At 75.2% G+C, this 10,400-nt stretch carries 8 protein-coding genes; 5 read left to right on the top strand and 3 right to left on the bottom strand.

The features are described from left to right. From ACFFJG_RS15990 to ACFFJG_RS15975, 4 genes are all read left to right on the top strand, one after another. Window positions 1-1,732, top strand: a 1,732-nt coding sequence (locus tag ACFFJG_RS15990) for a DUF5682 family protein (protein WP_378519780.1), incomplete at its 5' end; no start/stop codon positions are given. Continuing rightward, window positions 1,729-2,862 (top strand): VWA domain-containing protein, encoded by a 1,134-nt coding sequence (locus ACFFJG_RS15985; protein WP_378519779.1) that lies wholly within the window; start codon window positions 1,729-1,731, stop codon window positions 2,860-2,862. The genes ACFFJG_RS15990 and ACFFJG_RS15985, both read left to right, overlap by 4 nt. Further along, the gene (locus ACFFJG_RS15980) at window positions 2,859-4,874 is read left to right on the top strand and encodes a YehQ C-terminal OB-fold domain-containing protein (protein ID WP_378519778.1); all 2,016 of its coding nucleotides are present in this window, start codon (window positions 2,859-2,861) and stop codon (window positions 4,872-4,874) included. The genes ACFFJG_RS15985 and ACFFJG_RS15980 overlap by 4 nt, the downstream gene beginning before the upstream one ends. Window positions 4,875-4,955: 81 nt before the next feature. After that, window positions 4,956-6,509 carry a hypothetical protein gene (locus ACFFJG_RS15975; protein WP_378519777.1) on the top strand — a complete coding sequence of 518 codons (1,554 nt, stop codon included), beginning with the start codon at window positions 4,956-4,958 and terminating at the stop codon, window positions 6,507-6,509. Between the two features lie 102 nt (window positions 6,510-6,611). Here the strand turns inward: ACFFJG_RS15975 and ACFFJG_RS15970 are convergent, their stop codons facing one another. From ACFFJG_RS15970 to ACFFJG_RS15960, 3 genes are all read right to left on the bottom strand, one after another. Then, a complete protein-coding gene (locus ACFFJG_RS15970; protein ID WP_378519776.1) occupies window positions 6,612-8,075 on the bottom strand; it encodes an HNH endonuclease signature motif containing protein in 1,464 nt (487 codons plus the stop codon). A 126-nt stretch (window positions 8,076-8,201) separates the two neighbouring features. Then, the gene (locus ACFFJG_RS15965; RefSeq protein WP_378519775.1) at window positions 8,202-9,029 is read right to left on the bottom strand and encodes a septum formation family protein; all 828 of its coding nucleotides are present in this window, start codon (window positions 9,027-9,029) and stop codon (window positions 8,202-8,204) included. Further along, window positions 9,026-9,517 carry a flavodoxin family protein gene (locus ACFFJG_RS15960; protein ID WP_378519774.1) on the bottom strand — a complete coding sequence of 164 codons (492 nt, stop codon included), beginning with the start codon at window positions 9,515-9,517 and terminating at the stop codon, window positions 9,026-9,028. The genes ACFFJG_RS15965 and ACFFJG_RS15960 overlap by 4 nt, the downstream gene beginning before the upstream one ends. On the opposite strand from ACFFJG_RS15960, the gene ACFFJG_RS15955 reads away from it, so the two are divergent. Beyond that, the gene (locus ACFFJG_RS15955) at window positions 9,516-10,310 is read left to right on the top strand and encodes a class I SAM-dependent methyltransferase (protein ID WP_378519773.1); all 795 of its coding nucleotides are present in this window, start codon (window positions 9,516-9,518) and stop codon (window positions 10,308-10,310) included. The genes ACFFJG_RS15960 and ACFFJG_RS15955 overlap by 2 nt on opposite strands. Window positions 10,311-10,400 lie beyond the last annotated feature (90 nt).

The following is a 10,400-nucleotide window of genomic DNA, read 5'->3' as shown; positions in this document are numbered from 1 at the left end:
CGCGCCGGGCGACGGCCCGGTCCTGCTGGTGCAGGGCGGGTTCCACGCTGTGGCGCTGCCCGACCAGCTCGCCGGGCCGACGGCACGACCGACCGTCACGGTGCCGGCACGGGTCGAGACCGGTGCGGCCCTCGTCCGCTACGACTTCCGCCGTCTCGACCAGCTCAGCGGCTACGCCTCGGGCATGACCTCGCCCGGCTGGCACCAGCGGGTGTGGGAGCGCACCGAGGGCGCCCTGTCCGCGGTCGACGCCCGGCAGGAGTCCGCGCTGGCCGTGCTCCTCGACGTCGCCGACGAGCTGCGGCGGGTGCACCGTCGTACGGTCCCGACGCCGGCGCTCGCCGCCGCCTACGAGCAGGCCCTGCGGCTCGCCGCGCTCCGCGAGCGCCCCGCGCCGCTGCGCAGCGACGTCGTCGACGCCGTGACGAGCTGCTTCGTGCAGGGCGACGCCGACACCGAAGGGGTCCTGGTGCAGCGCGTGACCCTGGAGCGCCTCAGCGGTGACGCGGTCGGCGTGCTGCCGCCGGGGGCCTCGTCGCCGCCGCTCGTGCGCGACACGATGGAGCGGCTGCGGGCTCGCCGCTTCGACCTCGAGGCCGTCGAGCCCCGGACGTCGGCCCTCGACGTGTGGCGCAACCCCGACCACCGCCGCACCTCCCGCGTCCTGCACGGCCTGGCCCTGCTCGGTGTGCCGTTCGCGCGGCACGTCGCCGGGCCCGACTTCGTCGCCGGCACCGGCCTGGGCCGGATCCAGGAGAGGTGGGAGTGCCTGTGGACGCCGCTGTCGGAGGGCGCGCTCGTCGAGGCGTCCCGCTTCGGCGCGACGTTGCCCGAGGCGGTCGCGGTGCGCTTCGCCCAGGAGGTCGCGCGGGCCACCGACGAGGGCACCCCGTCGAGCCGGCAGGCCGGGTCGCTGCTCGGGCAGGCGCTGGTCCTGGGGCTGCACGACCGGGTGGCGACGCTGCTGCCCGTGGTGCGCGACGCGCTCGCCGGCGACCCCTCCTTCGCCGACGTCACCGCCGCCCTGGGCCACCTCGCGCTGCTGCGCGAGGGCCGCGAGCCGCTCGAGGCGCACCGCGTGGACGGCCTCGACGCCCTGGTTCGCACCGGCTACGACCGCGCGATCTTCCTCGGTCGCGAGTGGCAGGGCGAGGAAGTGCCTCCCGAGGAGGCCGTCGACGCGCTGTCCCGGCTCCGCGAGCTCCTCGCCTCGCCGGGTGCCGGCGACCTCGACCCCGAACCGTTCTGGGCGTTGCTGGACCGGCTGCGCACCGCGCACGACCTGCCGCTGGTGCGGGGGACCGCGGCCGGGCTGTCCCACGCCGCCGGACGGCTCGACGCCGAGTCGCTGCGCCGCGACGTGGTCGGGCACCTCGCCGGTTCCCTGCCGCCGGAGACCTCCGTCGGCTTCGTGCGCGGGCTGATCGGCGCGGCTCGCGAGGTCACCTGGCAGGAGCAGGACCTCCTCCCCGGGCTCGACCGGCTCGTCGGCGACTGGTCGGAGGAGGTGTTCCTGGAGCACCTGCCCGAGCTACGGCTGGCGTTCTCGGCGCTGACCCCGGCCGAGACCGACCGGGTCGCCGCCGTCGTGGCGCGACTGCACGGGGTGGCCGACCTCGGCCCCCTGCGCTCGTGGGACCTCGCCGAGGACGAGGTGGCCGCCCACCTCGCCGCGTCGCGTCGCGTCGCCGACCTGCTGCGCGGCGAGGGCCTGGGGGAGTGGGTCTCGTGAGCACCGACCGCTGGCGGCTGGTGCTCGGCTCCTACGCCAAGGAGCGGCTCGCCCACACCTGCGCCGGCCCGGGGTGCCGGTTCGAGCGCCAGGAGCAGGCCCTCGACCAGCTCTACGGCCGGGAGTACGCCGGGCGCGGTGGGCGCCCCGAGGGGGCCGGCGAGGTCGGTCCCGGCGGCTCGGAGCCCTCGGCCCCCCACGTCGTGGACTGGCTGGGCGAGATCCGCGACCTGTTCCCGCGGCGCACCGTGGAGCGCATCGAGGGGCACGCGCTCGAGCGCTACGGCCTCACCGAGCTGGTCAGCGACCCCGACGTCCTCGCCCGCTTGGAGCCCAACGAGGAGCTGCTCAAGACGCTGCTCACGCTCCGGGCCCACCTCGACCCGAAGGTCCTGCACCACGTGCGGACGATCATCCGCACGGTGGTCGACGACCTGCGCCGCCGCCTCGAGCAGGAGGTGCGCCGCGCCCTGAGCGGTCGGCTCAGCCAGCACCGGCACTCACCCGTGCCCGTGGCGGCGAGCTTCGACGCGCGAGGCACCATCCGTGCGAACCTCTCCCACTGGGACGCCGAGCACCAGCGTCTCGTGGTCGAGCGCCCGCTGTTCTTCGAGCGCAACACCCGGCGGCTGCCCTGGGAGATCGTGCTCTGCGTCGACCAGTCCGGGTCGATGGTGGGATCGGTGATCCACAGCGCCGTGATGGCCGGCATCCTCGCCGGCATCCCGTCCTACAGCCTCCGGCTGGTGGTCTTCGACACCAGCGTCGTGGACCTCACCGACCGCGTCGAGGACCCCGTCGAGCTGCTGCTCAGCGTGCAGCTCGGCGGCGGCACCGACATCGCGCGTGCGGTGTCCTACTGCGGTCAGCACGTCGACAACCCGCACCGCACCGTGTTCGTGCTGGTCACCGACTTCTGCGAGGGCGGGCCGCCCGGCCAGCTCGTCGGCGCGGTGCGGGCGATGGCCGAGTCCGGGGTGACGATGATCGGGCTGGCCTCGCTCGACGGCACGGCCCACCCCTCCTACGACAAGCAGATGGCGGGACGCCTCGCCGACCACGGGATGCGGATCGCCGCGCTGACGCCGGGCGAGCTCGCGGCGTGGCTGGCGGAGGTGACCGCACGGTGAGCGCCCGTCCCGCCGTGGTGGCGCTGCTGCGGCGCTACGACGACGACTCCTGGTCGGCGCTGGCCAACCGGGGCCTGCTGCGCCGTGCGCGCCGCGACCTCGAGCAGCTCCAGCCCCAGCTGTCCGCCGAGGACGACGGCGGCGTGGAGGTGCAGATCGACGACCGCACGGTCCGCATCCCGCTGGCCGGTCCCGGGCACGCCACCTGCACCTGCCCGAGCACGTCGGTGTGCCAGCACGTCCTCGCCGCGGGGCTGTGGCTGGCGGACGTCGACGACGAGCCGGACCCGGACGCTGCGGCGGCGCTCCACGACGAGGTGATGGCCCTCGACCGCGACGCGCTGGTCGCGGCGGGCGGCCGGGCGGCGTACCGCTGGGCGCACCAGTTCGTCAGCGACCTCGAGGAGCCTCCCGTCGTGGAGCGTGGGTCCCACCTCGGCGTCTCGTTCTCGCTGCCTGACGTGCGCCTGCGCTACTTCGGTGGCGGCGTGGACTCGTGGGTGCTCGACCAGGCGCTGCCCGCGCCCGGGAAGTACCGCGTCGCTGCGGTGCTGGCGTGGCAGCGGGCCCACGGCCTCGAGCTCGAGGCGCTGCCGGTCACGGCGTCGCGTCGCGGCCCGACCGCGACGCAGCGCTCGCAGGCCGACTCGCGCGAGCGCCTGCTCGCGGTGGTGGCCGAGCTCCTGGCCGACACCGTCCGCGTCGGCGTCTCCCACCTGTCCGGTGCGGTGCTCGACCGGTTCACCACGGCGGCCGTGTGGGCACAGGGCGCCGAGCTGCACCGCCTCGCGCTGCTGCTGCGCCGGATCGCCGACCAGGTCGAGCTCCTGCTGCTGCGTCGCTCGTCGGCCGACGACCTGCGCCTGCTCGACGAGCTGGCGCTCGCGCACGCCCTCGTGTCCGCACTGCGGGTGGAGGCCGCGCCCCACCTGGTCGGCCGGGCACGTCACACCTACGACCCGGTGCGCGAGCTGCGGCTGCTCGGGCTCGGCAGCACGCCGTGGCGCACGGGCTCGGGCTACCACGGCCTCACCACGCTGTTCTGGGACCCCGAGCGCGAGCGGTTCCTCACCTGGACCGACGCGCGGCCCACGAGCCTGGCCACCTTCGACCCGCGGGCCCGGTTCCGCCAGCCCTCTCCGTGGCCCGGCCTGTCGACGCCGCAGCAGGCAGCGGGCCGGCAGGTGCGCCTGGCCGACGCCCGCCTCAGCAGCGACGCGCGGCTCTCGGGCGTCGAGGCGACCACCGCGACGGTGACCGAGCCCGACCACGACACCTGGCGCCGGCTCGTCGACGGGGCGACCACCTCGTGGACCGACCTGGCGCGGACGCGCTCCGGTGTGGGGGAGAGCCTGCTGTCGGCACCCCGGCCCGCGTCGGCGTGGGCGCTCCTGCGACCGGCCTCCTCGGGCGCGGTCGTCTTCGACCGGGCACGCCAGGTGCTCGAGTGGCCGGTCGTCGACGAGGACGGCGCCGTGCTGGCGCTCGAGCTGCCCTGGGCCGAGCACCTCGCCCACGCGATCGACCGGGTCGAACGCCTCGCCGCCCTCGACGGGTCGGTCGCCGTGGTCGCCCGTGTACGCGGCCGCGCCGGCACCCTGGTCGGCGAGCCGGTCAGCCTGCTGCGTGCCACGTCCCCCCGGGTCGACCTGCTGCACTTCGACGAGGCACCTGCCACCCGCTCGCGGCCGGGTCTGGTCGAGCGGCTGCGGCGGGCGGCCACGCCGCCCGCGCCGGTGGTCGACGACCCGCCCGACGACGGGTGGCCGGGGCCCGGACGGCGCGTCGCGCCTGCCCTCGTGGCGACCCGGACGCTCCTCGAGCAGCGGGCGCAGCGAGGGGTGGCGGGCCTCGCCCCGGGCGTCCTCGCCGCAGAGGTCGAGCGCTCCGTCCGTGCGCTGCGCGACCAGGGCTTCCACGTCTTCCCCGAACGGTCCGCCACGACCAGCGACGCCGAGCTCCTCCTGCGCACCCACTACCTCGTGCAGCAGGTCGAGCGGGTGCTCGGCTAGGGAGCAGAGACGCGGGTGCCGGCCGAGCTGCGCGTCCCCTACGGTGACACAACGACGACGAAGCGCTCAGGGGAGGTCGGCATGGCAGCGTTGTCCCACCGCGGCGCCGTCGAGCTGCTGACCGATCTCAGGGACGACGTCCTCGGGCGTGGCCGGACGGCGTCGAAGCAGTGGGTGCAACCCCTGTCCGGTCTCGACGGACGCGACTGGTTGCTCCTGGACAAGCTCGCGCGCCGAGGCACGTGGTCGCCGCCGATCCTCCACGGCGTCCGTGGCTGGAGCTCGCTCGACCTCGTCCGCGCGCCCGTGCCGACGGTGGCGGCCGCCGCCATGCACGTCGACGGCCGGCTGCGCGAGCGGGCCGTCCGTGCGCTGGCCGGGCGCGACGGGCCGATCGCCTCCGCCGTCCTGGGGCTCCGCGTGCTCGACCACGTCGAGCAGGTCGCGTCCGCGGCGCTGGAGGTCCTGGAACGTCGCCCGGCGGGTCTCGAGGTCGACCTCGTCGCGGACGTCGTGCTCCACGGATCCGGCCGGAGCACGGCCGGAGAGCGGTGGAGCGTGCTGGTCGAGGCTCTGGGGCTCGACACGCCGCCGGTCCTCGACCAGCTGCGCACGAGCACGCGCCGGGCGGCCCGTCGGTGGGCTGTCGAGCAGTCACTGGCGTCGGGGCTGCTCGACGAGGACGCGGTGGTCCGGATCGCTTCCGCGGACCAGGACCAGTGGTTGCGGCGCACCGCCGCCGAGCACCTGCTTCGGACCCCGTCGCCCGAGCGGCTGCGCTCGCTGCTGGACGCCCACTCGGTCGAGGCCAGGTTGACGGCCGCGGCGTGCATCCCCGACGAGCACCTGGACGACCCGACCCTCGTGGGGCTGTTGCTCGACCGTTCCCCGCGCGTGCGCGAACAGGCCCGGTGGCGTGCCCGGCGGCGGGATCTCGACGTCGCCGAGGTGTGCCGCAAGCACCTCGGAGACCCCGCGCCCCGGGTGGTGGCTGCAGCCCTGGACGGCTTGGCGTGGGCAGGCGACGAGACCGATGTCGCGACCGTGGATGCACTCCTCGGGCACACGTCGCCGACGGTGCGGGCGGCAGCCGTACGGACTCTCGCAGCGCGTGCCCCCGAGGAGCTGGTCGTCCAGGCCGTCGCCCGACACCTCGACGACCCGTCCGGCCGCGTCGCCAACGCCGTGGCAACCGTGCTCGCCCGCGCCCACGCCTCCTCGTCCTCCACCGCCCAGGCGTGGAGCTCACCGCGGTCCACTGCACGCCGCGCAGCCTGGCGGGTCGACCGCGCCGTCGGCGGGTGGGGACGTGTCGCGGCCGACCTGCGCGCCGCCGCCGACCCTGACGCCCATCTCTCCGGGCTGGGTCGCGACGGCCTGCGAAGCTGGCTCCTCGACGGCGCGGCGTCCACCTGGGGCCGACCGGATCCCGTTCAGGCCCGGCAGATGACCGAACACCTCCTCGGCTCGGGGCTGAGCGACGACGACGAGGAGCTGGTCGCCTTCCATGCCGGCCTCTCGTTCGAGAAGCGCGGGTTCAGCAACGCCTCGAGCCCGGTCCCGGTCGTGACGCCGCCGGCGCGTCCGTCCGAGCGGCGCGGGCTCTGGGACCGGTTCCGCCACCGGTCAGGCTGAGCCCGCCCTCGCGGGCGATCCTCGGAACCGAGGTCCGACCGCCAGGACGCGGACGTGCCGGTGGCCCCGCCACCTGGGGTGGTGGCGGGGTGCGGGGCGGGGTCATGGTCGGCGGGGACGCGGGATGGTGGGCGGCGCTGTGGTCTTGGGTGGTGCGGGTGGGTCGAGGGCGGTGGTGCCGTCGTGGTCGCGGAGGTAGTGGTGGCCGTGGGGTGAGGTCCACTCGAAGACCCCGGCGCGGAGGTGGACGTATCGCCAGGCGGTGTGGGTCTTCAGCCGGTGGTGGGAGCGGCACAGCGGGGAGAGGTTGGAGGTCGCGGTCGGGCCTGGCTGTGGCCGACCGTCGGCTGCGGCGTCGTGGTCGTACGGGATCACGTGGTCGATGTCGCAGGCCCGTGCGGGTCGGGTGCACCACGGGAACACGCAGGTCCGGTCGCGGAGCACGACGTGTTCGCGGATCCGGTCGGGGATCGCGTAGGTGTCGGTGGCAAGCTCGGTGTTGAGGTCGAGAACGGGTCGGATGGTGACCTTGGTCCGCGACGACGCGCACCATGCCTTGACCTGCTCAACGAGCGCGAGGCGCTGGCCCTTCTCGAGCCGGGCAGTGGGCCCGAACACGGTCCGGTTGTCCGCGAAGTCAGCGTCGAGGTGGACGTGCAGCACGACCTCACGCGCGGCCGGCAGGTGGTCGCCAGTGGGGGCCGCCGGCATGGACGTGCCCTGGGTGTGGAGATCGAGGGCGGTCTGGGTGCGCGCGAGGTCACCGAGCGCGGAGGCACGTCGGGCGCCGAGCGGGGCCGTCGAGCCCAGCGCCTTCAAGGTCGCGGCACCGTGGGCGATGGCGGCGTCGAGGTCGTAGGCGTCGGCGAGGTCGAGCTCGGCCTCCATCCTCATCAGGCCGTCGTAGTGGACGTGGCGGGTGTCGAAGGTGACGTGACGGGCGTCGTGGTTGAGGTACTGGTCGGCTTCGAAGTCCTCGTGGTCCTCACCCGCCTCGAATTCGGGTCGCGGGTCGACGCTGAGGTCGTACCGCTTGATGGCCTCGGCGACGAGCCGGTCGAGCTGCGCAGTCCCGACCTTGCCTGCGACGGCCGCGACCTGGGTGTCGATCCACCCGGCCGCCTCGGGGGTGAGCGCGGGAAACGCGTGAATGGTGGTCTCGGCCACCAGCCGTGCCCGCCACGCCGGGACCTGGCCGGCGTGAACCTGGCCCCACAACCTCGGCAACCGATGGCGCAGCTCGAGGGCGTGCCCGATCAGCTTCTTCGCCGCCGTGGTCGAGATCCCCAGCACCGCCCCGAGCTCGGGGATGCAGAACTCCGTGACCAGCGGACAACCATCACCGGCGATGGGCTCCTCGTGGTCGACACCCGGCACGGTGAACGCGGCTGCGTCGTGGATCGACTCGGGCGGGTGCAGGTCGGCCCAGCGGGCGGCGAGGTCGAGCTGACGTGCGGCCTCGGCGTTCTCGCGGAGCCGCGACGCACGAAGGGTCGCGAGCAGGCCGGCGGCGTCGAGGTCGTCGGTGACCTCGCCTGCTCCGAGCCCCACCTGCGTGTCGATCATGTGTTCGATTCTAATGCCGGGATCGGACACTCGTCGAGGCACTGACGGCCGCCTGTGGACAGTCCCACGACCCCGGGCGGAGTGGTCCCGGGACAGGCGCGGCCGCTCGATGGTGAGGGAGCGTCCTCAGGCGGGCACCCAGCAGATCCCGTAGTGCCGCCCGGCGGCCCACTGGTCCGGGGTGGGGCTCTCCTGGGACCAGGTGAGGTCGAGCGCGCCCCCGGCGCGAGACCGCGCGGCGTCGCGGCAGGGCGTCTCCATCCGGGCCGAGATCGCGGGTTCCTTCGGCAGGCGGGTGCCGGGGATGTCGACGGTCGCGACGGCGACCCAGGAGTGCTGCGACTGGCAGATGACGCGGCGGAAGCCCTTGCTGCCGGGGGCGGCGGTCGCGCACATGGCGGTGCCGGGGGCGTCCGACCAGCCCTTGGTGCGACGGGGCAGCGGCAGCAGCGTGCGGGGTGCGGCGACCACGACCACGTCGCAGCGGAACCAGTCGGCGCCGGCCTCGGCGTGCGCGGGGGTTGGGGTGAACCAGACCGCCTGCGCCATGCTCAGGCGCAGGTCACGCGGCGTACGACCGAGGTGGCGGGGCAACCGCGCGGTGCACGCCCGGCGGGCCTGCGCCTGGGCGGCGCGGGAGTCCGGGCGCCGCACGTGGCCGGCGTCGGTCTCGAGGTCGAGGCGGCCGACGAAGTAGGTCTCGGCGGTGTGCCGGCGTCGGCACGGGACCGGCTCGGTGCGGCCGGCGACGGTGACGGCCTGCCGGAAGGAGAGCGGGTGGCACTCGCCCAGCCGCGGACGCGGGCCCGGGTCGGGCGGCGGCTCCTCCGCGGCGGACGGCTCCGTCGACGGCGCCGGGGTGTCGGCGGCAGGAGCCGGGTCGGCGGACGAGCAGCCGGTGAGGACGGCCAGCAGCGCCAGGGTGCACGCCAGCGAGCGCACGAGCGCGCTCACGACACCGGCACCAGCAGGGCCGCGAGGGTCCCGCCCAGCTCGTGGGCCTGCTCGCGCTCCGCCTCGCCCACCTCGCCGAGGACCTCCAGCACCGGAGCGGCCTGGCGCCACGGCAGCGCACCGACGATCGACTGCACCGAGCGCACGGCGCCGGCGGTGTCGTAGCGGCCGTGCACGTAGAGCCCGTAGGGCTTGCGACCCCCGCTCGCCGAGCCGGCCGAGCCGTCGTCGGAGAGCGCGCCGCCGACGCCGAGGAAGACGGTGTCGAAGAAGTGCTTGAGCGCGCCGCTCATGTAGCCGAAGTTGGCGGGCGTGCCGAGCAGGATCCCGTCGGCCGCGAGCACGTCGTCGGCACGGGCCTCCAGCGCCGGGCGCACCACCACCTCGACGCCCTCGACGGCGTCGTCGGTGGCACCGCCCAGCACGGCCTCGGTCAGGGCCGCGACGGAGGGGGTCGGCGAGTGGTGGACCACCAACAAAGTGGGCATGACGAGAGCCTACGAGGCGAGTAGCGTCGGCGACGTGGGCTTCGATGTCGCAGGTGAGGCGTACGACCGGTTCATGGGTCGCTACTCCCGTCCGCTCGCGCTCCGGTTCGCCGACTTCCTCGAGGTCGAGGCGGGCCAGCACGCGCTCGACGTGGGCTGCGGGCCGGGCGCGCTGACCGAGCCGCTGGTCGCCCGCCTCGGCGCGACGCACGTCGCGGCCATCGACCCCTCGCAGCCGTTCGTCGAGGCCTGTCGGGAGCGGTTCCCCGGCGTCGACGTACGCCTCGGCGCGGCCGAGTCGCTGCCCTTCGCCGACGGCGTCCACGACGTCGCGGCCGCCTGCCTCGTCGTCCACTTCATGACCGACCCGGTGGGCGGGCTGTCGGAGATGAAGCGGGTCACCCGCCGCGACGGCTGGGTCGGCGCCACGGTGTGGGACCTCGGCAACAACCGGGCCCCGATGCGCCCGATCTGGGAGGCGATGGCCGAGGTCGCCCCCGACCACCCGGGGGAGCGCGACTTCCCGGTCGGCTCGCGGGCCGGCCTCGTGGCGGTCCTCGAGGGCGCCGGCCTGCGCCACGTGGAGTGCGAGGAGATGGTCGTGACGGTCGCCCACCCGACCTTCGAGGAGTGGTGGGAGCCCTTCCTGCACGGCGTCGGCCCGGTCGGCGAGGCGCTCGCCGCGCTCGGCGACGGCGGGCGCGACCGGCTGGAGGCCGCGCTGCGCCGCCGGCTCGGGCCCGGCCCGTTCGAGCTCGACGCCGTGTCCTACGCGGCCCGCGGTCGCGCCTGAGCGTCCGCTCCCCGGACATCCGGCTGCAGGGGGCGCGAGCACGGCGTACGGTGGTCCCGTCATGATGCGCAGCCTCCTCCTTCGCTGCCG

The organism is Nocardioides zeicaulis (assembly GCF_042432345.1).
Classification (GTDB): Bacteria; Actinomycetota; Actinomycetes; order Propionibacteriales; family Nocardioidaceae; genus Nocardioides; species Nocardioides zeicaulis.
This window is presented reverse-complemented; position numbering and strand designations above follow the sequence as displayed.